Below are 19,674 nucleotides of genomic sequence, written 5' to 3'. Positions count from 1 at the left end.
TTTGGCTCGAATCCCGGACCATAGAAGCAAAAATACATCTATTCCACTAATAAAACCCTTATCATTCCAATTCAGGGCGAGTTAGATGTACTTTAGCACTTATCCAAGGTAGTCATTAGGTTTTTGGTGCTTTTAGATGCACTTTTGCACTTATCGGGATGGTGAGCCGGAGTTTGGAGCCGCACGACGATTGGTTTTCACGCTGCGTGGAGTGCATATGTTTTCGGGGCTAGTGACGAGGCAGTCATCATCCCACGAACATTCCCTCATGCTTGGTTAGGCTGGGCCCGATCAGGGCAAATCTATAATAAAATCAAATGCACTACCAAATCAAGGGGCGGCAGAATGGAACATCTAACGGATATCATCACAGCCATCACCCGAAGCAGCAGCCGGAAGCATCTCTACCATATGACGCGCGTTACCAATCTGGCCCACATTGCGCTTACCGACAAATTGCTTGCCAGCTCCCGCATGGTCCCGCAGCTATCCGGAACGATTCGTGATCGTCCTGTAGAGGTTGCAATCGATGCTTATACGGTGACGGTTAATGCCCATCTGCGCATTCCAGAGGCGATGATGGCGCCGGGGATCTCACGAGCGGCGTTTCACGCCTATCTGGACAAGCATGTCTTCTGCTGGCCGACCAAGCGGGACTGCCGGTATATGATCGACAGCTATGGCCGCAGGGAACCGTCGGAGACCGTGGCTGTGATGGAGCTGGAGGCGGCTTCCCTGCTCATGGATCATGGGCGGCGGGTCAAGCTGTCCCGGTACGACTCCGGCAGCGCTCCTCGTTATCCCGGGCGGTGCTCCTACCGCAAAAGTCCAGCAATGTTCGTAAGACTGGAGTCCTTCGGGCGGCGGGAAGCGCCGTGGGTCCCGACGATACCTTCACAGATCCGCGAAGTGCTGATCGAGGAAGAGGTAGGACCGCTATCGGACTATATCTCCACGCTCTATTGTGATGAGTGGAAAGCCGTTCCTGCATGCTGGCAGAACATCAGGAAACCGTTATCAGCACTTGCGGTGGAGTCATGACGATTCGGCTTGCCGTATGCGGGTTGTTGTTTAAGGCGGTCCAAGGAAAATCCTGCGTGCAAAAAGAAGCGAGCCGCTTAGTCGGCTGGCTTTTTTTTGCGGGATAAGGGAAGAACGGGCAATCGGGGAACCTGCCGTAACGGGAGGACATAATAATGATATACTAAGCATGCGAAGTAAATGAAAGTCTAGGACAGGCAGGTGGCTCGCTTGCACAACATACTGATTATCGAAGACAATACGGACCTCAACCACTTGCTTGCTGAAGCGTTGACGGACGCAGGCTATCAGGTGAAGTCTTCCTACACTGGAGTGGACGACCTGCAAGAGATCAAAGACCAGGTATATGATCTGATCCTCCTGGACCTCATGCTGCCGTTCCGCAGCGGGGACGAGCTGCTCCGGGAGCTCCGCCGTTATGCCGACACACCGGTAATCGTCATCTCCGCCAAAGGGATGGTGGACAGCAAGATCGAGCTGCTTGGACTCGGGGCGGATGACTATATCACCAAGCCCTTTGATCTTGGAGAGGTCGTAGCACGCGTGCAGTCCAATCTGCGGCGATCCTCCAAACCTTCCGGCGACCGGATCTTACGGTACAGGGATCTCACTTTGCATGAGGGCGGCAAGCGTGTGAGAGTAGGCGAGACGGAGCTGGAGCTGACGGCAAAAGAGTACGGTATACTGGAGCTCCTGCTGAAGCACCCCGGTAAAGTCTATACGAAGGCTAATCTATACGAGACGCTGTGGCAGGACGAATACATAGGCGATGACAATGCGGTTAAAACCCATCTCAGCAATCTTCGCTCGAAGCTGAAAAAAACGAGCCCCGCAGCCGATTATATCGAGACGGTGTGGGGGCTTGGGTATCGTTTATATCCCTTGTGAAATTGTGGTGCCGGCGCTTAACCTTTTCTAAACCTTTGGCTTGTAGACTGATAGCAGAAAGGGAAGGTGAGCGCTATGCAACGCTGCATACTGAGAACAAACCAACTGACCAAGAGCTATGCCGGCACCAAGGTGCTAAGCGATGTGAGTATTACGATGGAGCCGGGCCGGATCTACGGCTTGATCGGCCAAAACGGGGCAGGCAAAACGACGCTGATGCGACTGCTTACCGGACTCAGCTATCCGACAAGCGGGAGCATCGAGCTATTCGGCGCAACCGGTGAGAAGGCGCTGCAGGAAGAGCGCAAACGGTTAGGCTGTATGATCGAATACCCGAGTCTCAGTCCGTCGATGACGGCCAAGGAAAATCTGCGTCTTCATCGTATCATGCAGGGCATTCCGGGCAAAGAAATCGAGGATGAACTACTGGCTTTTGTCGGGCTGGCGGAAGCAGGGAGCAAAAAGGCCAAAAACTTCTCGCTCGGCATGAAGCAGCGGCTCGGCATCGCCATCGCGCTGGTCGGCAATCCTGAGCTGCTGATCCTCGACGAGCCGATCAACGGTCTCGATCCGATCGGCGTCGTGGAGATCCGCAAACTGCTCAAAGCGCTCTGTGTGGAACGCCAGATGACCATCCTCATCTCCAGCCACAATCTGCCGGAGCTGTACCAGACGGCGACCGACTATATCATCATCCATCGCGGCGAAGTCAAGCAGACGTTGAGCCTGGCTCAGCTAGAGGAGCAGTGTCAGCGTCATCTCGTCATCCGTTGCGATCAGCCGGAGAGGCTGGCCAGCGTGCTGGAGACGGAGCTGGGCACGACCAATTATCTGGTGCTGCCGGATAAGACGGTCAAGCTGTACGATCATCTGGACAATCAGGAGCAGGTCGCCCGGATACTGCACGCCAGCGGTATCGTCGTGACAGCATTTTCACTGGCGGGGGATACGCTGGAAGAATACTTCCTGTCTGTAGTAGCGGGTGGCGCGCATGGTTAATCTCATCTGGGCGGAATGGTATAAGCTGCGCAAGTCCGTGGCCATCAGGATCCTGATCTTCATCACTGGCATCTGCGCAGTGGTCATGGCACTGTTCGCGCATCTGATCGCCGAAGGGAAGATGGCGGAGAGCATGGGCAATCTTGGCTTCATGTTCTCCGATATGAATGTCATCAGTATCCTGGGTGCTGTTATCGCTGGCGTATACATCTGCGGCGACTTCGACAACAAGACGATCCACCACATGATAGCCGGCGGCAAAAGCCGCGGTACCGTGGTGGCGGGCAAGGCGGTCATCATCGCGTGCGGACTCGTCCTTATCTTGCTGCCTTATGTCATCGTCACCGCTGCCGCACTGATGAGCGGACTGGCGTTCGATATGCAAGCGGCCGGACTCGGGTTTCTGAATCTGCTCTCGGCGATGCCCGGTACATTCTCCGCTGCCGAGGCAGGCAAGCTGGCGGCGCTCATGCTGACCCTGATCATCGTCTACATCGCGCAGCTCAGCATCACGCTGCCGCTTGCGCTGATGCTACGGAAGCCGGTGCTCGTCATCGTCATCTACTACGCCTTCAGTATCCTTTGCGGTCAGTTAGCCGGCCTCGGCGGGTTGGATACTTGGCTGAATCTGACTCCCTATGGCACGGACCACGTCCTGCTGGGAGCAGACTCCGGATATGCTGAGATGCTGCAATCGATCGGGATCAGCGTAGTATTCGTCCTGGCGATGCTGCTCCTGTCTTATCTTGTCTTCCGGAGGGCAGAGCTCAAATAATCCGACAAGGCAGGTGAGGGTGTTGAATGCACTTGTATTTGCGCTGACCGGCCTAGTCTTCATCCTGCTGATGTATATCTTCTTCCTCCAGCGGCAGTTGGTTCGGATCAACCGGCAGCTGGACAAGCGGCTTCGCAAGAGTACGAGGCAGCCGATCACGATCGAGCTGTTCAATCGCGAGTTGAACCGGTTGACGGCAAATATCAATCGATGTCTGAAGGTGGAGGAGAACCTTCGCCTGGACAGTATTCGCGAGGAGAAACGATTCAAAGAACTGATCGCCAATATTTCTCATGACCTGCGTACCCCGCTCACCGCGATTCGAGGCTATCAGCAGCTGATTGCCAAGGAGGAACTGCCTGCACAGTTGCGGGACAAGCTTCAAACCGCTCAAAAGCATGCGGACGAACTTGGTGTGCTGATCGAGCATTTCTTTGAGTATGCCTATCTGGTCCAGGCCGAGCAGCAGCCGAATCCACAACGCATTCATCTATCGAGTCTGGTGACGGAATGTCTGGCGGCGTCGATCCCGGCTATGGAAGTGAGAGGCATATCGCTGAAACTTGCAGAAGACGCCTCTGTCATGGTGTGGGCGGATAAAGAGATGACGGTCCGCATTGTCCGCAACCTGATCCGCAATGCGATCGAACATTCGGGCGGTGATCTGCAGGTTCATATCCAGCAAGGAGATCAAGCTGAGCTGCGATTTCGTAATCCTGTGAGGAATCCGGAGCAGTTGGAGGCAGGTCGCATCTTCGATCGCTTCTACACAGCCGATCGGGCGAGAGGCCGCACATCCGGGCTGGGCCTGGCGATCGTCCGATTGCTCGCCGAGCAAATGGGCGGCAGCGCGAGCGCCTCTCTCCAGGATGGCGAGCTGGAAGTGCGGATTGAGTTGCCTATAATAGTTTCAGGATCGGCCGCGAAGCGGCCCCCGAGCTTACCCTAGGATGTCTTCTACCGAGTGGTAGAAGGCGTCCTTTTTCTATTGTTGCGCAGTAGTGTAGAATAAGGAGCAGAATATTTTTGTATTCGTTTACATAGCATGGCTGCCCGAGCGGCCGGGAAGGTGGGGAATCGATATGAGGAGGACCAAGGGCAATTTATTGCTCCAGTTTCTGGTATCGTATTTGTTAGTGTTTTTGCTGCCAGTTGCCAGCATCCTGCTCTATTATTATCCGAACTCAACGCAAGCGGCCAAGGAAAAGGAGATGGCCTGGAACATGCATGTGACCGAACAATTCAAACATGCGATGGATATTTTCTCACGCTACGTGTATGACTTGCCGTATGAGCTGATGCGCAACCGGGATCTGAAGATGTATCTCACACCGCATGATGATTATCACCGCTATGTCCTTGCCAACGAGATGCGCAAGTACAACGCGACTGACGGTTTTATCTACAACACACTGCTCTATGTGAAGGATGTCGGTTACTTGTTCTCCAAGACCGGCAATGTCTATACGGTTGACGATTTCAATCGGAAGGGGATCGGTTACTCCTATACGTCCTGGCCGCACAAGCAGATGTTCGCAGAACTGGACAAGCTGTCTGTGCCGGAAGTAAGAGGCGTGGAAGACGTGGTCATTCCCGGCAACAACCGGGCGCGGTTGATTACCTTCCTCCTGCCGATGCCGCAGGGCGGCGAGCAGTCTCCGGGCGTTCTGTTGATCCAGGTGCTGGAGAGCACAGTCGTCCGAATGGTCAATTCGGTCTCGGATTCGTACAACGGCGCCTTTTTTATCTTCGATGAACAGGGGCAGCCGCTGGTATCGACGGAGCAGCCGGCATACAGCGAGACTCCGGCATTTGAGCAATTGGTGAGTGAGCTCAAGGAACAACCGGGCGGCACGGTTATTCACAGTCTGGACGGCAAATCCTACATCGTCTCGCACAGCGCATCGAATCTTAACGGCTGGCAGTATGTGAGTCTGCTGCCGCTCACAGAGTCGCTGCAGAGCATCCGCACTCTTCAGTGGAATTCGGTCCTGATGTTCATCCTGATCCTGCTGGTAGAAGTGCTAGTCATCTACATCTCGCTCAAGATCAATTATGAACCCATCAAGCGGCTGGTCAAGATGGCGGCGGATGTTTTCCAGCATCACAGCCTGCCAGCCATGAACGAAGTGGAGACGATCCGTTATACACTGGATCAACTATCCAGCGACAACAGCCGGTTGGATGAGGAGGTGAGGCGGAGTCTGCCGATCGTAAGGGTGTCCGTCCTGTTCGATCTCGTCAGCGGGCACTTCGCCACGTGGGATGAGTTCCAGGCGCAGGGGGATGTCCACGGCATAACGAGGCTGAGCAAGCCGTGTGTGACCGCTGCGATCCTCAGCTTCGCAGATGATCCCCAGAACGCGCAGGTTCAAGCCGCCATCCGGCGCGAGGAAGATCAGATGGCGGGGGAGGAGGATACGTATTTGTTCGCCAGTATCTACCCTCAAGAATATGTCTATCTCTGCTCGCATGAGGAAGGCGAATCGGTGCTGGAACGACTGACGGACATGCAGCGGCGGTTAGCGGACGCAGCCGGCGCCGCGCCGCTAGTCGGCGTCGGCCAGGCGGCTTCCACGGCATCCCCGGAAGGGGCGCATCACTCTTATCTCCAGGCGCTGCGCGCCGCCGAACATCTGCGTATGCGCAGTGCGCCGACGCTTCTCGCCTTTGAGGACATCGAGGCGCCGCAGAGCGGTTCGGTATCCTACTCCGCGGAGCTGCTGCAATCGCTGGAGATGGCGATCATAAAAAATGAATCGGCAATGGTTCGTTCGGTGCTGGAGCGGCTCATGGACTATATGAACGGCGAGGGGATGCCGCCTTATCGGGTAAGGAGCGTCTATGCCAACACGGTCAGCATCCTATTATCCGGTCTGCAGCGCTTCCGTCAGGATGATGCCAATCTGCTCCGGTTGACGGATGCCGTGCTTCAGCATACGTATACGATTGCCCAGATGGCCGAAATTCTGCGGGAGACCTCCAGCAAGCTGTGCGATATGATGGATGGTACGATGCCCGCGCCGCGGATCGTCTCGGCGGAGGAGATTATGGCCATGCTGGAGAGCAAAGCGTATGATCCGGATTTTTCCCTTCAGTTCATGGCGGATCACTTCGGGATGTCCCTATCGGGCTTCAGCTATCATTTCAAAAAAACCGTCGGTCACAATTTCAAGGAATCGGTCGACCGCATGCGGATTCAGAGGTCGCTGCAGCTGCTGCGAGAAACCGAGGACACACTGGTCTGCATTGCCGAGCAGGTCGGGTACACCAATGCCTCCAGCTTCATTCGTTCCTTCAAAAAAATCGTCGGCACCACGCCGGGTCAATATCGGGAAACCCATAAATAAGTCATGCATTTGAAGGCTGTTCGCTGCGTTGGCGGCGGACAGCCTTACTGTTGCCAATTAGCTGGCATAGGCGAAATTTCAAGCATGTCATTTTTTCAAAAGCCGTGCCAGAACTGCGTTGTAAGCGTTTCATAGAGAAGTCGAATAAATCGCTCTCAAAAAATGAAAGCGTTCAAAAAATGCCTGTATACGGCAGTTGTAACGTCAGGGTACAGTTAGGTGGCCGCAAGAGCAGAACGCCCGCTGCATCCAGAGTTCATCCTGATTCGCTGCTGCTTGGCAGGCAAGAATCCAATGAGGTAGGGGGAATTCCATATTATGCGCAAAACGTTAGGAACCACGCTCTCGCTAGTCTTGATCTCCACAGCCGTACTTGCTGCTTGCTCCAATTCGGAGAATGCGTCAGGCGGTGATCCGGGAGACGGCACGACACCGGTACGACTGAAGGGAATCGTCAACAAGCACGCACTTACGAAACCGGTTGCAGAGATGGAGTGGCTGCAGGAAGTAGAAGCGGCTGCAGGTGTGAAGATCGACTGGCAGGAGATCTCTGCAGATTGGGAACAGATGAAAGGAACGATGCTCGCCAGCGGTGACGTACCGGATCTGTTCGTAGGACCGAACATCATAACGGATGCTGACTTCGCCCAGTTCCAGGGACTGTTCCAGGATCTTCATGAGCTGATGGAGCTGGCTCCCAACGTCCAGCGGATGTTTGACGAGAAGCCCGAGACGCTGAGCATCGCGACCCAGCGCGACGGTCAAATCTATGGGCTGCCCAAATACCAGCGGTACTGGCCGGACTCTTCTACGCGCCAATATATCAATCAGCAATGGCTGGACCATCTTGGCTTGGATGTGCCGACAACTTGGGATGAACTGTATGAGGTGCTGCTGGCGTTCAAGAATGAGGATGCCAACGGTAACGGCGATCCGGGTGACGAGATTCCGATGGACTGGCCAGGCGGCATCGGCGGTTATTTCAACCCCGCAGTGATGCTCGGCGGAATGGGCATGACGATCTCGGCGGAAGTGAGCGGGCAAGGGTACTTCGTGGAGGATGGGCAGGTCAAAAACTTCCTCATCGACGAACGATTCAAGGAAATGGCAGGCTTCCTCCATAAGCTGTATGCGGCAGGTCTGATCAATCAGGAAGTGTTCACCAGCGATTATACCAAGTACCAGGCGCTGGGCAGGGGGACTGGGGATACGGCCAAAATCGGCTTCACGTGGGGCTGGGTCGCTTCGGACCGGTTCGGGGAGCAGGTGGCTCCGCAGTACACATCGATGCCGCCGCTGCAGGCTACACCCGGTACGGAGGTGTCCTGGAGCTACGATGCGTTCAACTTGAACTACGGCGCTAACCATATCGTCATGTCGGCGACCTCCAAAAATAAGGAAGCAGCGATGCGGTTCATCAACGAGCTGTATGATCCGAAGGTTGGCATCCAGGTGCTGTTCGGCTCGATCGGACCGAATATCGAGGATCATGGCGACGGCACGTATAGCGTGCTCCCGCCGCAGGATGCGCAGATGGACCCGGGGACATGGAAATGGACCTCTTCATGGGCGGATCACGGCGCATTCTACATCTCGGATGACATGGAGCTGGCACTGGGCAAGGATATGCAGGAGGTGTTGACCCAGTCCGAGCCTCTGGCTGATGCGCTGGCCGGTGTCGATCCGATGCGGGATATCTATCCGGGATTATTCATCAAGTACTCGACCCAGGATAACAATACGCTGAGTCTGAACAATACGAATATCATGAATCTGGCCGAGACTTCCTTTGCGAAGTGGGTCATCAACGGCGGCATCGAAGCCGAATGGGAACGGTTTGTCACCGAGATGAGCAGAGCGGGCCTCGAGCGGAACCTTGAGATCATGCAGCAATACTACGACGAGCATCTGCAGGAACAATAGCGAATGAGGAGGAGGAGGAACGGCGATGCGATCTATGCTCAAGAGCCTGCGGCAGGACTATCAACTATGGATGATGATCTTCCCGGCGCTGGCGGTCATTATGATCTTCAACTACCTCCCGATGTACGGCGCGCAGCTCGCCTTCCGCGATTTTGACTTCAGCAAGGGGCTGACTGGCGGCGAGTGGCGGGGATGGTATTACTTCCAACAGTTCATCGACAGCTACCTGTTCACCGATCTGATCCGCAATACGTTTCTGATCAGTCTGTCAACGCTCGTCGTCGGCTTCCCCGCGCCGATCATCCTGGCTCTGATTCTCAATCAGATCCAGAATCGGCGTTGGAAAAAACTGATGCAGACGACTGTCTATGCACCGCACTTTATCTCGGTCATCGTGCTGGTCGGCATGCTGCATGTCCTGTTGTCCCCGAGTACCGGAATCGTCGGCCTTCTGATGCAGTCAATCGGGCTGGGCCATATCCATCTGCTTGGTTCAACGACGACGTTCATCCCGACTTACGTGCTGTCAGATATCTGGCAGCATGCGGGCTGGAGCAGCATTATCTATCTGGCGGCCCTCTCCGGGGTCGATCCGCAATTATACGATTCGGCCAAGATCGACGGGGCGAACCGTTGGCAGACCGTGCGATATATCGATTTTCCGACACTGTTGCCGACGATCATCATCTTGTTCATCCTGAGTATGGGCAATATTCTAAGCACCGGGTTCGAGAAGATCTTCCTGATGCAGAATTCGCTCAACCTGCCTGTCTCGGAGGTCATCTCGACGTATGTGTACAAGATCGGCATCGTCTCCAATCAGTTCAGTCTGGCGGCGGCGATCGGGCTGTTCAATACGGTGATTAATTTCTTCTTCCTGATTACGATGAACCAGATCTCCAAGCGAGCGTCCAATACGAGTTTGTTCTAGCGGCGCGGCATATTTTCAATGAGGAGGTGAGGGTATGACCCGCTTGCGGCTGAGCGGCAGTGAGCTTGCTTTTCGTATAGCATTGTTCCTGTGCTGTGCATTGATCTTCCTGATCATTGCATATCCGCTGTACTTTATCATCATTGCTTCCATTAGCGATTCGACCCTTGTCTCTACTGGACAGGTGCTACTGTTTCCAAAGGGGATCAGCTTCTTTGGCTACAACCAGATCTTCCAGGACGAGCGGATCTGGATGGGGTATCGCAATACGCTGTTCTATACGTCAGCCGGTACATTCGTCAATCTGCTGGTTACGCTGCCTGCCGCATACGCGCTGTCGCGACAGCAGTTCAAGCCTAGAAGAGTGCTGATGTTCATCTTCGTCTTCACTATGTTCTTCAACGGCGGCCTGATTCCGACCTATCTGGTCATCCGCGACATGGGGATGATCAATACGCCATGGGTGTTTATCATCCCGTTCAGCGTTAATGTATTTTATCTAATCATCGCCCGCACATTTTTCGAGAATACGCTGCCCAAGGAGCTGTACGAAGCGGCGGCGATGGACGGCTGCTCGCATTTCACTTACTTTACCAAGGTGGCGCTGCCGCTGTCCAAAGCGATGATCTCCGTCATTGGCCTGTACTACCTGGTAGGACACTGGAACAACTTCTTCACCGCGCTGATCTATATCCGGGACAACAACCTGCAGCCGCTGCAGATTATCCTGCGTGATATCCTGCTCTCCAACCAGGTCTTCTCACAAGGGGCCGGCTCCGGCGGCGCTTCTGGCGGATACGCGCAGCGATTTGCGGATCAGATCAAGTACGGGGTCATCATCGTCTCGACGCTGCCCGTGCTGATCCTGTATCCGTTCCTGCAGAAGTACTTTGAGAAAGGCGTCATGATCGGCTCGGTCAAAGGATGAAGCAGTTGGCTGTCCCTTGCGGGGCACAATAGTATCCTCCCGGTAACTACGCCACTTTGAAGTGCGTACTTCCGAATCGGAAAGAGAGTCTCTAAAATAGAGCCTGTACTCAGATTCAGAAGACAGGGAGAGATGAATAGATGAAGCTGCAATTGGCATTGGACCTTGTGAATATCCCCGAAGCGCTGGCACTGGTAGAAGAGGTGGAGGCGTACATCGATATTGTCGAGATCGGTACGCCGGTGGTCATCAATGAAGGACTGCATGCGGTCAAGGCAATCAAGGATCGCTTCCCGGGCTTGCAAGTGCTGGCCGATCTGAAGGTTATGGATGCCGGCGGATACGAGGTCATGAAGGCATCGGAAGCAGGAGCGGATATCATTACGGTGTTGGGCGTATCTGACGATTCGACGATCTCCGGCGCTGTGGCAGAGGCGAAGAAACAAGGCAAGCTGATCATGGTCGATATGATCAACGTCCCGGATATCGAGCAGCGGGCAAGAGAGATCGACGCGCTAGGCGTCGACTACATCTGCGTACATGCGGGATATGATCATCAGGCGGCAGGCAAAAACTCGTTTGCCGAGCTGAAGGCGATCAAACGTGTCGTAACCCAAGCAAAGACGGCGGTCGCAGGCGGCATCAAGCTGGACACGATCAAAGAAGTAATCGCTGCCCAGCCGGACCTTGTTATTGTGGGCGGCGGTATTACCGGTGTGGATGACAAACCGGGAGTTGCCGCGCAGATGCAGCGCCTGGTCCGCGGAGCATAAGCGGATGGCTGCGGTACAGGCTTGGGCCGATCGGATCGCCGGCGAGCTGACGGCGCTTGCCGCATCGATCCCTTCGGAGTCGGCGAACCGGCTGGCGGAGGCCCTGCATGAGGCCTCCGCTGTCTTCGTCGCCGGGGCGGGCCGCTCGGGGTTGATGGGCAAGGCGCTGGCGATGCGGCTGATGCACCTAGGCATCAAGGCGCATGTAGTCGGCGAGACGGCGACGCCGGCGTTCGGCGCGGACGATGTGCTGCTGCTCGGCTCGGGCTCCGGAGAGACGGCCAGCCTGGTGGCGATGGCCGGCAAGGCCCGGCAACTGGGCGGCACCGTCGCGCTCGTGACGACCAACAGCCAGTCGACGATCGCCGCGTCCTCGGATCTGGTCATCGAGCTAACGGCTTCGCAGAAGGACCATGCGGGGAGTGAGCGTTTATCCGTCCAACCGATGGGTTCGTTGTTCGAGCAGGGGCTGCTGTTGTTCTATGACGCTGTGATCCTGCGATTGATGGAGCTGAGCGGGCAGGACGGTGCTGCAATGTATGGCAGTCATGCCAACTTGGAGTAGTGAAAGGAACAGGCCGGCATACACGCGCCCTTCGAGAAATCAGGAGCACAAGTGCGGTGGCCCTCATCTCCTGCGACAGCGGGCGCTGGCAGTGATAGCGCAATAGGTCTGATTCGGGTATACTGGGGGGATGAGGGGGGGATGTGCGAGATGGCACAAGTGTTGAAAGAGAGGATCAACCTGCGGGAGATCAACTGCGAGAAGGAGCTGACACTCGCTGTCATCGGCGGCAAGTGGAAGCTGATCATCCTGTGGCATCTGGGACTCGAGGGAACCAAGCGGTTCAGCGAGCTTAAGAAGATGATCCCCCATATCACCCAGAAGATGCTGACGAATCAGCTGCGCGAGCTGGAGGAAGATCTGCTCGTCGAGCGCAAGGTCTATGCCGAGGTGCCGCCGCGCGTCGAATATTCACTCACCGCCTACGGCCAGAGCCTGATGCCGGTGCTGCGTCTGATGTACGATTGGGGCAAGCAGTACGGTGAGCAGGTTGTGTGGAAGTAAAGTAACGCCCGGGACGCCGGGCGTTTTTTTGATGGTATAGGAAATTATGCACGTTCTATAATTGTGGATTAGGAGGTCGAAGGAAAAGGGAAGACGACTGGGAGAGCTGCAGCCGCAGTCCCTCGCTGCAGCCGCAGTCCCTCGCTGCAGCCGCTCCTAAGCTCCAGCCGGATGATAAGGGCAAAAGTACATCTGTGGTTCCTCTTTTGGCTCGAATCCCAGACCATAGAGGTAAAAGTGCAGCTATTTCAGTTGGATATACCTTATTTTACCAGTTCCGGGCAACTTAGATGTATTTTTGCGCTTATCCAAGGTTGATGTTAGATTTTTCGTGCGTTTAAATGCACTTTTGCCCTTACTGGAGCGGCGAGCGCGAGCTTGAAGCCGAACTGTATTTCATACGTCATCTGGCTGCGGAGGAGTGAACATATGTCAACCGATGGAGTGGCCGCAAGGCCTGTTTCTTGAAAAAATTGATGGCGGATTTCTTCGGACCGCCTTTGAGAAAGCGAGAGGAGAGCATGTGCGGCTCGGCCATCCCGAACATGAACGAATGGGGTTCCGACCAGCGAGTGAATCCATCGCAACGCGACTGGGTTGAATGGAATTTCGCCGGAATCCTACGTGATGAACCTTGCATGGAACCGGCTATGTTACGGGAACTAGGCCGCTAATCGGACTCCATCTTCACCGGCTCCACAACCTCGAACAAAAAGGGCTCTCCACCCAGAAATAACTTCAAGTAAGCGAGCGCATACGGCTGTTCGGCCTTGAGCGATGCCGCTTCTCGTGGGTTCGATGCGTGATGGCTATAGTTCTCGATCATGATCATGATGAAGAACGTTTCCAGCGCCTGAACCGCCCCGGGTCCAGTTGGTCGCAATGCTTCGTAGCTGCTCAGCAGCATCCACCGATGTTTCGGCCACATGGATAACATGGGAGCAGCCACATCATAGAGATAATAGCCGTGCCCGCATAGGCCAAAATCGATCGGAGCGGGCACGCCGTCGTGGAAAACGATGTTGCCCAGATGCAAATCCCCGTGTACCAATCCATAATTAAGGCTTGTCTGCTCCATCTCCGAAAGATTCTCCTGCACTTTGACCGCTGCTAACGCGGGGAATCCTGATTCACGTGAATACGCAGCAAGTAGTGACTGTCCGGAGTGGTGGTAATCCGGTAGGTCACCGATTCCGAAAATTGTACAAAGGCAACCCGGCTCCAATCCAGGTCATAACGCTGCAGCGCGAGTAAGCAAACCTGTCTCGCCTGTCTGAGCAGCGTCGTTCGTTTTTCTTCGTTATCAAATGCGACAGAGGACTGCATTTCATCCATCCTTACCGTTTTTCCCGTGCTATACTAAAGTATAACACATCCATATAGTGGAAGTAGAGAACTAGAAACGAATTGACATCTGCGTGCCATTCACGCAAAATAAGGGTGATATGATGTAAAACTATTGGTTACAGGGAGAATTGTACATGACGAATAAACCAGGTCGCCATTCCTTTCGGGAACGACTGGACTATATGATTGATAAGCTGCGGACCGATATCCTGAGCGGTGTCCTGCAGCCCGGCACGTATCTGCCTGCGGAGAGCACGCTGGCCAAGCAGTTTCAACTAAGCAACAAGTCGGTCCGCAAAGGATTGGAGGCGCTCGTCCAGGAATCGCTCATCGTCAAGATCGACCGGGTCGGCAGCATGGTGCTGGACTCGGCCCAGGAGCGGATCCGCATTCATTTTGGCTGCAGCGCGTCTTTGTCTCAGGACTTCCTGCTCGACGAACTGATCGCTTCGTTCCACCGCCAGCACCCGGGCATCCATGTGTTCCCGGTGACGCTGAACGATTTCACCCATGTCACCTCCGCGACGGAGATGATCAACAACGGCATGCTGGATGTCATCTCGCTTAACAGCGTCCAGTTCCAGGAGCTGTCGGAGAATGAGCAGACGGAGCTGCTGGATCCGCTGGAGCCGGATGCCGGTCTCTATCCCATCGCCACCGAAGCGTTTTGGAGCAACGGCTCCCTGTATGCGTATCCAATCTCGTTCTCACCGGTTATCCTCTGCTACAACAAGACGCACTTCCAAGAGGCGGGGCTGCCCGAACCGGACAGCTACTGGACCTGGGACGATCTGATCGGAGCGGCGGAGACGTTGTCGGAGAGACTGGGGAAGCATGCGATCTACTTTGTGCCGGCCTCGGAGAACCGTTACTCGGTCTTCCTGCTGCAGAGCGGTCTTCATACCGTAACTGATGACTCGGGCAGGCAGACGCTCAGTCCCGATACGATGAAGAGCCTCAGCATCTACAGCGGGCTGGTCAACAATCACCGCATCTTCCCCAAATATCTGGCAGGAGACCATGAGGACGAGACGATCTCGTTGTTCGTAAACGGACAGGTGTCGATGGTGCTGGCAACGTACTTCAATCTGAACGCATTCAAAAATTTGCCGCTCGATTACGACCTCGCCCCGCTGCCGACGCTCAAGGCCCGCGATCCCCAGCGGATGCTGATGGTGACGATCGGTGCGGCCGTTGCTGCCAATTCGCGGCAGAAGGAGGCGGCCAGGCAGTTCGTCCGCTATCTTGCATCCGAGGAGGCGCAGAGCCTCATTCGGGAGAAGACAGTCAGTATCCCGGCCCGCAAGCTGGTGGCGGAATCGGCGGCGACCGGCAGCCTGAACCGGCCTTCGCGTTATCTGATGTACAGAGAGCTGCTGCCGGCGTTTTTTTACCACAGCGAATTGGGACTGCCGATCGTGGCCCTGCGCAGCTTCCGGAAGCTTCTTAATGCCTACTGGTCCAATCTGATTGATGAAACCGTGCTGCATGAAGAGATGAGCCAGCTTATCCAGCAGCATCGCCGCAATTAATCGATATATCCTGGTTTTTTTCCCAAGCACTGCATTCCGAACGCAAACGGCGGTCGGTGTGCAGTGCTTTTTGGTGTCATATTATATAACACAAAACAAGAAAATGATGATAATTTAATTGACAGGGATTGTGCGAGGGCATATAATTGAGTACATCAGATATACAACAGATATTTCGAAGTTGTGGGCTGATTTTCAAGAGGAAGGGGGCCAGTAATGGCTCAATTTCCAGGAAAAACCTATGGAAACGAGTCGTTTTCGTAAAAAATTGCCGTGAAAGCGTTGACAAATTTCGTTTTCTGCAGTTATTATGATGTACAACAGATGTATAACTGCATCTTAACCAAAACTGTCAGCCTGGTAGGTAATGGAGGTGAGTGCAAGCTGCAGGATTGTAATTGTACAGCAGTTATCGTGTGCGTTATAAACATGCGTAACCAAATTTTTCATTCGTAATCGAATGAGCCCCAGGGGGTTGACGACAAGTATGGCAAAGCGTAAATGGATCGTTCTGATGGCTGTGTTGCTTGTGTTAAGTACCGTATTGGCGGCGTGCAGCGGCGGCAATAACGAGGACGGTGGCGAGCCGGCCACTCCGCCGCCGGCTTCGGGTGAAGGCAATACCCCGGATAACAGTGCGGAAAGCGGCCGATCGGCGGGCGGGCTGTCGCTGCCGATCGTCCAGGATAAGCTGGAGCTGACCCTGTGGTCGCCGAGCGGCGGCAATTTCAGAGGCACGAACTTTAATGAGAAGCATTAGTTCCAGAAGATGGAAGAGGACACGAACATCCATATCGACTTTCAGCATACGACGGAAGCAAGCGCCGAAGCGTTCAACCTGATGATGAGCTCCGGCCAGCTGACAGATATTATCTACTCCGACGTGTGGGGCACCGAAGCCGCCAAGTACGGCAACTGGGGCGCGCTGCTGCCGCTGGAGGATCTGCTGGCAGAGCATGCGCCGAACTTCACCCGAATTCTCGATGAGAACCCGGATATCCGCGGTCAGATCACGTCGCCGGAAGGCCATATCTACTATTTGCCCAACCTCGCTCTTGCTTCAGAGGATCTGACGCAGATGTTCCCGCAGATCCGCCAGGATTGGCTGGACGCGCTGGGGCTGCCGTTGCCGGAGACGACGGATGACTGGTACGAGACGCTGAAGGCATTCCGCGAGCAGGATCCCAACGGCAACGGCAGTCAGGACGAGATCCCTCTTGTCACAGTGAGCCTGGAGAACATCATGTTCCTGTTTGCGCCGGCGTTCGGCGTCGAGTACGGCTTCTTCGTGGATGGCGGGGAAGTGAAGTATGGGCCTGCTGATCCCAGATTCCAGGACGTGGTCGAGTACCTGCGCAAGCTGTACGAGGAGCGTCTGCTTGACCCCAACTACCTGGTAGACAACACCTTCCAATCGCTGACGGAGAAAGTGACGACCGACAAAGCGGGCGCCTGGTTCGGCTGGTCCGGTTCGTACATGGGCAATTTCACTACCTTAATGGAAGGTAAGCACGAGACGTTCAAGATCTCGCCGGTGCTGCCTCCCAAAGGGCCGAACGGCGATCAACGCCATGCTTCCTTCCGCTGGCAGGCGGCCGCTCACGGATTGGCGGTATCTTCGCAGACAGCGAATCCGGTGGAGGTCGTCAAGTGGCTCGATTACCAATACTCCGAGGAAGGCATCCTGCTCAACAACTTTGGTGTGGAAGGGATCTCCTACGAACTGGTCGACGGCGAGCCGGTATATAAAGAAGACGTCACGCATCCGAGCAATGGGCTGACCAACACGCAGGAGCTGCTGAATCATACGATCGGCGGCGGCAGCTGGGCGACCGTAGCCGATCCGAGATATGCCGAGCAGATCCGGATCGCCAACGGGCAGACGGAAAATCCGCTCGAATTGTACAGCGATTATCTGGATTTCGACGCCAAGATGCCGCCGGTTCAGTTCACAACGGAAGAGTCCGAGATCAGCGTGCCACTCATGGCGGATATCCAGACGTATGCAGCCGAAACCGTAAATGCGATGATTATGGGCAGAGGTTCGGTCGACGACTATGCATCAGTTATCACCCAGTTGGAGCAAATGGGCATCAACCAGGTGCTGGAACAATACCAGTCCGCCTACGAACGCTTCAAAGCGCAATCCTAAACCGATGATGTAATGGCTGTCTGCGGGCAGGGGCGGCGAACGCTGCCCCCGCTCCGCAGACAGAGCAGTGTCTATTCCGGAAAAGGAGGCCATGATGGCGATTTCATCCAAGACCGTCGACCGAAAGCCTGCGGCCGGCAGATTCCCCGCTTTGATAAGGCGGGTGGTGGCCAACCGTTATTTATATCTGATGCTGCTTCCCCCGATTTTGTTTTTCCTGATCTTCGAATACAAGCCCATGTATGGGGCGCTGATTGCCTTCAAGCAATTTAACCCGTACCTCGGGATTGACAATAGTCCATGGATCGGTTTTCGCAATTTCGAGAAGTTTTTTGAAAGCTACTATTTTTGGCGCTTGCTGAAAAATACGTTCCTGATGAGCTTTTACTCGCTGATCTTCATCTTCCCGGCATCGGTGGCTTTTGCTCTGCTGCTTAACGAAGTACGGATCAAAAGATTCAAATCGGCTGTCCAGACCATCTCCTATCTGCCGCACTTCATCTCGCTCATCGTCATCTGCGGCATGATCATCGACTTCAGCAAGCCGGGCGGCATCATCAACTCGCTGCTGCTCTGGATCGGCATCGTCAGCGAACCGATCCAATTTCTCATCCTGCCGGAATGGTTCCGGTCGATCTATGTGGGTTCGGGTCTGTGGCAGAGTCTGGGATGGAACTCCATCATCTATCTGGCCGCCTTGTCCGGGATCAATCCCAGTCTGTATGAAGCGGCAGTGATCGACGGAGCCGGACGCTGGAAGCAGCTGCTGAACGTCACGCTGCCGGGCATCCTGCCGACCGTGCTGATCCTGTTGATCTTGAATGTCGGGACGCTGCTCAATGTCGGTTGGGACAAAATCATTCTTTTATATAATCCAAGCACCTACGTGACGGCGGATGTCATCTCCACTTTCGTCTACAGGCGTGGCGTCATCGAGGCAGATTACAGCTTTACCGCAGCCGTCGGCTTGTTCAACTCGGTCATCAACTTCACGCTGCTGGTCATCGCCAACCGGATCAGCCGCAAGACGACCGACAGCAGTCTCTGGTGATAAGGAGGGAGAGCATAGCATGGTGGTCAAACGCAGTCTGGGCGAGGTAATATTCGACAGCTTCAATGTTGTCTTTCTGATCGTCTGTTCATTCCTGTTCCTGTATCCCATGTGGTATGTGCTGGTGTCCTCGTTCAGCGACGCCTACGCCATCGCATCGAGCAGGGTTACCTTCTGGCCGATCGGCTTTAACTTCAACGCTTACAAGCTTGTCTTCGAAGACGCGCGGATATGGGAAGCTTACGGCAATACGCTATTCTACGTCGGCGTCGGCACAGCGATCAACCTGGTGCTGACCACGCTGGGCGCGTATCCGCTCTCCAGAAAGAACCTGGACGGCAAACGGTTCTTTATGGCTTTTATCGTATTCACAATGTTTTTCAGCGGCGGCCTGATCCCGGCTTATCTCAACATCCGCGACCTCGGCCTGTTCGATACGCGCTGGGCATTGCTGCTGCCGGGGGCGATCAGCGCCTTTAATCTGATCGTCATGCGGACGTTTTTCCAGGGGATCCCGGACAGCCTGATCGAGTCGGGCAAGATCGACGGGGCCAATGACATCCGGATCCTGCTGCGGATCGTCCTGCCGCTCTCGATGCCGGTTATAGCGGTCATGACGCTGTTCTATGCGGTCGGTCACTGGAACAGCTGGTTCCCGGCGATGATCTACCTGCAGGACCGCAGCTTGTATCCGCTGCAGCTGATCCTGCGCGAGATCCTGATCCAGTCTTCGGCGCAGAATATGCTCTCGGGCGCTACCCAGGACGAGGTCTTCCGGATCAGCGAATCGATCAAGTTCGCGACGATCATCGTCGCTACGCTGCCGATTCTGGTAATCTACCCTTTTCTACAACGTTTCTTCGTCAAGGGCGTCATGATCGGCGCTATCAAAGAATAGCGGATGCGGCACCGAGC

At 54.9% G+C, this 19,674-nt stretch carries 19 protein-coding genes; 17 read left to right on the top strand and 2 right to left on the bottom strand.

All coding sequences use genetic code 11. From position 1 onward, the window contains the following. Nucleotides 1-345 precede the first annotated feature (345 nt). The 12 genes from ABC336_RS01260 (at nt 346) to ABC336_RS01205 (ending at nt 12,677) form a co-directional block, all read left to right on the top strand. Complete coding sequence (locus ABC336_RS01260) at nt 346-1,041, top strand: DUF7002 family protein (RefSeq protein ID WP_413236930.1); 696 nt, start codon at nt 346-348, stop codon at nt 1,039-1,041. Nucleotides 1,042-1,251: 210 nt separating this feature from the next. Next, nucleotides 1,252-1,929, top strand: coding sequence for a response regulator transcription factor (locus ABC336_RS01255; protein ID WP_413236929.1), 678 nt, complete (start codon nt 1,252-1,254; stop codon nt 1,927-1,929). A gap of 75 nt (nt 1,930-2,004) precedes the next feature. After that, entirely contained in the window at nt 2,005-2,928 is a 924-nt protein-coding gene (locus ABC336_RS01250) for an ABC transporter ATP-binding protein (RefSeq protein WP_413236928.1), read from the top strand. Next, entirely contained in the window at nt 2,921-3,703 is a 783-nt protein-coding gene (locus ABC336_RS01245) for an ABC transporter permease (protein ID WP_413236927.1), read from the top strand. The genes ABC336_RS01250 and ABC336_RS01245 overlap by 8 nt, the downstream gene beginning before the upstream one ends. A 19-nt stretch (nt 3,704-3,722) precedes the next feature. Beyond that, the gene (locus tag ABC336_RS01240) at nt 3,723-4,652 is read left to right on the top strand and encodes a sensor histidine kinase (RefSeq protein ID WP_413236926.1); all 930 of its coding nucleotides are present in this window, start codon (nt 3,723-3,725) and stop codon (nt 4,650-4,652) included. A 133-nt stretch (nt 4,653-4,785) separates the two neighbouring features. Then, on the top strand, nt 4,786-7,053 hold the full coding sequence (locus ABC336_RS01235) for a helix-turn-helix domain-containing protein (RefSeq protein ID WP_413236925.1): 2,268 nt from the start codon (nt 4,786-4,788) through the stop codon (nt 7,051-7,053). A gap of 318 nt (nt 7,054-7,371) precedes the next feature. Beyond that, entirely contained in the window at nt 7,372-8,976 is a 1,605-nt protein-coding gene (locus ABC336_RS01230) for an extracellular solute-binding protein (RefSeq protein ID WP_413236924.1), read from the top strand. A 25-nt stretch (nt 8,977-9,001) separates the two neighbouring features. After that, on the top strand, nt 9,002-9,907 hold the full coding sequence (locus tag ABC336_RS01225; RefSeq protein ID WP_413236923.1) for an ABC transporter permease: 906 nt from the start codon (nt 9,002-9,004) through the stop codon (nt 9,905-9,907). A gap of 34 nt (nt 9,908-9,941) precedes the next feature. Next, nucleotides 9,942-10,835, top strand: coding sequence for a carbohydrate ABC transporter permease (locus ABC336_RS01220; RefSeq protein WP_413236922.1), 894 nt, complete (start codon nt 9,942-9,944; stop codon nt 10,833-10,835). 140 nt (nt 10,836-10,975) lie between these two features. After that, a complete protein-coding gene (gene hxlA, locus ABC336_RS01215; RefSeq protein ID WP_413236921.1) occupies nt 10,976-11,608 on the top strand; it encodes a 3-hexulose-6-phosphate synthase in 633 nt (210 codons plus the stop codon). Between the two features lie 4 nt (nt 11,609-11,612). Beyond that, nucleotides 11,613-12,173, top strand: coding sequence for a 6-phospho-3-hexuloisomerase (hxlB, locus tag ABC336_RS01210; RefSeq protein WP_413236920.1), 561 nt, complete (start codon nt 11,613-11,615; stop codon nt 12,171-12,173). A gap of 150 nt (nt 12,174-12,323) precedes the next feature. After that, the gene (locus tag ABC336_RS01205) at nt 12,324-12,677 is read left to right on the top strand and encodes a winged helix-turn-helix transcriptional regulator (protein WP_413236919.1); all 354 of its coding nucleotides are present in this window, start codon (nt 12,324-12,326) and stop codon (nt 12,675-12,677) included. A 670-nt stretch (nt 12,678-13,347) separates the two neighbouring features. On the opposite strand, the gene ABC336_RS01200 is transcribed toward ABC336_RS01205, so the two are convergent. Continuing rightward, complete coding sequence (locus ABC336_RS01200; RefSeq protein ID WP_413236918.1) at nt 13,348-13,755, bottom strand: phosphotransferase enzyme family protein; 408 nt, start codon at nt 13,753-13,755, stop codon at nt 13,348-13,350. Between the two features lie 32 nt (nt 13,756-13,787). Then, complete coding sequence (locus ABC336_RS01195) at nt 13,788-14,003, bottom strand: hypothetical protein (protein WP_413236917.1); 216 nt, start codon at nt 14,001-14,003, stop codon at nt 13,788-13,790. 155 nt (nt 14,004-14,158) lie between these two features. Here ABC336_RS01195 and ABC336_RS01190 point away from each other — a divergent pair, with 155 nt between their 5' ends. The 5 genes from ABC336_RS01190 (at nt 14,159) to ABC336_RS01170 (ending at nt 19,657) form a co-directional block, all read left to right on the top strand. Continuing rightward, complete coding sequence (locus ABC336_RS01190) at nt 14,159-15,556, top strand: extracellular solute-binding protein (RefSeq protein ID WP_413236916.1); 1,398 nt, start codon at nt 14,159-14,161, stop codon at nt 15,554-15,556. A 487-nt stretch (nt 15,557-16,043) separates the two neighbouring features. After that, nucleotides 16,044-16,316 (top strand): hypothetical protein, encoded by a 273-nt coding sequence (locus ABC336_RS01185; protein ID WP_413236915.1) that lies wholly within the window; start codon nt 16,044-16,046, stop codon nt 16,314-16,316. 9 nt (nt 16,317-16,325) lie between these two features. Then, nucleotides 16,326-17,708 (top strand): extracellular solute-binding protein, encoded by a 1,383-nt coding sequence (locus tag ABC336_RS01180; RefSeq protein WP_413236914.1) that lies wholly within the window; start codon nt 16,326-16,328, stop codon nt 17,706-17,708. Between the two features lie 94 nt (nt 17,709-17,802). Continuing rightward, entirely contained in the window at nt 17,803-18,759 is a 957-nt protein-coding gene (locus tag ABC336_RS01175) for an ABC transporter permease (RefSeq protein ID WP_413242408.1), read from the top strand. A gap of 19 nt (nt 18,760-18,778) precedes the next feature. Next, nucleotides 18,779-19,657, top strand: coding sequence for a carbohydrate ABC transporter permease (locus tag ABC336_RS01170; protein ID WP_413236913.1), 879 nt, complete (start codon nt 18,779-18,781; stop codon nt 19,655-19,657). Nucleotides 19,658-19,674: the final 17 nt, after the last annotated feature.

Origin of the sequence: Paenibacillus jepli (assembly GCF_047238105.1) — a bacterium.
Lineage (GTDB): Bacteria > Bacillota > Bacilli > Paenibacillales > Paenibacillaceae > Paenibacillus_D.
Note: the sequence above shows the minus strand (reverse complement) of the source record. Positions and strands in the feature narration are given on the sequence as shown.

Coding starts and splice junctions, on each gene's coding strand:
- ABC336_RS01170 (WP_413236913.1), top strand. CDS start 18,779: ATGGTGGTCAAACGCAGTCTGGGCGAGGTAATATTCGACAGCTTCAAT.
- hxlA (WP_413236921.1), top strand. CDS start 10,976: ATGAAGCTGCAATTGGCATTGGACCTTGTGAATATCCCCGAAGCGCTG.
- ABC336_RS01175 (WP_413242408.1), top strand. CDS start 17,803: ATGGCGATTTCATCCAAGACCGTCGACCGAAAGCCTGCGGCCGGCAGA.
- ABC336_RS01180 (WP_413236914.1), top strand. CDS start 16,326: ATGGAAGAGGACACGAACATCCATATCGACTTTCAGCATACGACGGAA.
- ABC336_RS01230 (WP_413236924.1), top strand. CDS start 7,372: ATGCGCAAAACGTTAGGAACCACGCTCTCGCTAGTCTTGATCTCCACA.
- ABC336_RS01220 (WP_413236922.1), top strand. CDS start 9,942: ATGACCCGCTTGCGGCTGAGCGGCAGTGAGCTTGCTTTTCGTATAGCA.
- ABC336_RS01235 (WP_413236925.1), top strand. CDS start 4,786: ATGAGGAGGACCAAGGGCAATTTATTGCTCCAGTTTCTGGTATCGTAT.
- ABC336_RS01245 (WP_413236927.1), top strand. CDS start 2,921: ATGGTTAATCTCATCTGGGCGGAATGGTATAAGCTGCGCAAGTCCGTG.
- ABC336_RS01195 (WP_413236917.1), bottom strand. CDS start 14,003: ATGCAGTCCTCTGTCGCATTTGATAACGAAGAAAAACGAACGACGCTG.
- ABC336_RS01190 (WP_413236916.1), top strand. CDS start 14,159: ATGACGAATAAACCAGGTCGCCATTCCTTTCGGGAACGACTGGACTAT.
- ABC336_RS01205 (WP_413236919.1), top strand. CDS start 12,324: ATGGCACAAGTGTTGAAAGAGAGGATCAACCTGCGGGAGATCAACTGC.
- ABC336_RS01260 (WP_413236930.1), top strand. CDS start 346: ATGGAACATCTAACGGATATCATCACAGCCATCACCCGAAGCAGCAGC.
- ABC336_RS01185 (WP_413236915.1), top strand. CDS start 16,044: ATGGCAAAGCGTAAATGGATCGTTCTGATGGCTGTGTTGCTTGTGTTA.
- ABC336_RS01225 (WP_413236923.1), top strand. CDS start 9,002: ATGCGATCTATGCTCAAGAGCCTGCGGCAGGACTATCAACTATGGATG.
- ABC336_RS01200 (WP_413236918.1), bottom strand. CDS start 13,755: ATGGAGCAGACAAGCCTTAATTATGGATTGGTACACGGGGATTTGCAT.
- ABC336_RS01250 (WP_413236928.1), top strand. CDS start 2,005: ATGCAACGCTGCATACTGAGAACAAACCAACTGACCAAGAGCTATGCC.
- hxlB (WP_413236920.1), top strand. CDS start 11,613: ATGGCTGCGGTACAGGCTTGGGCCGATCGGATCGCCGGCGAGCTGACG.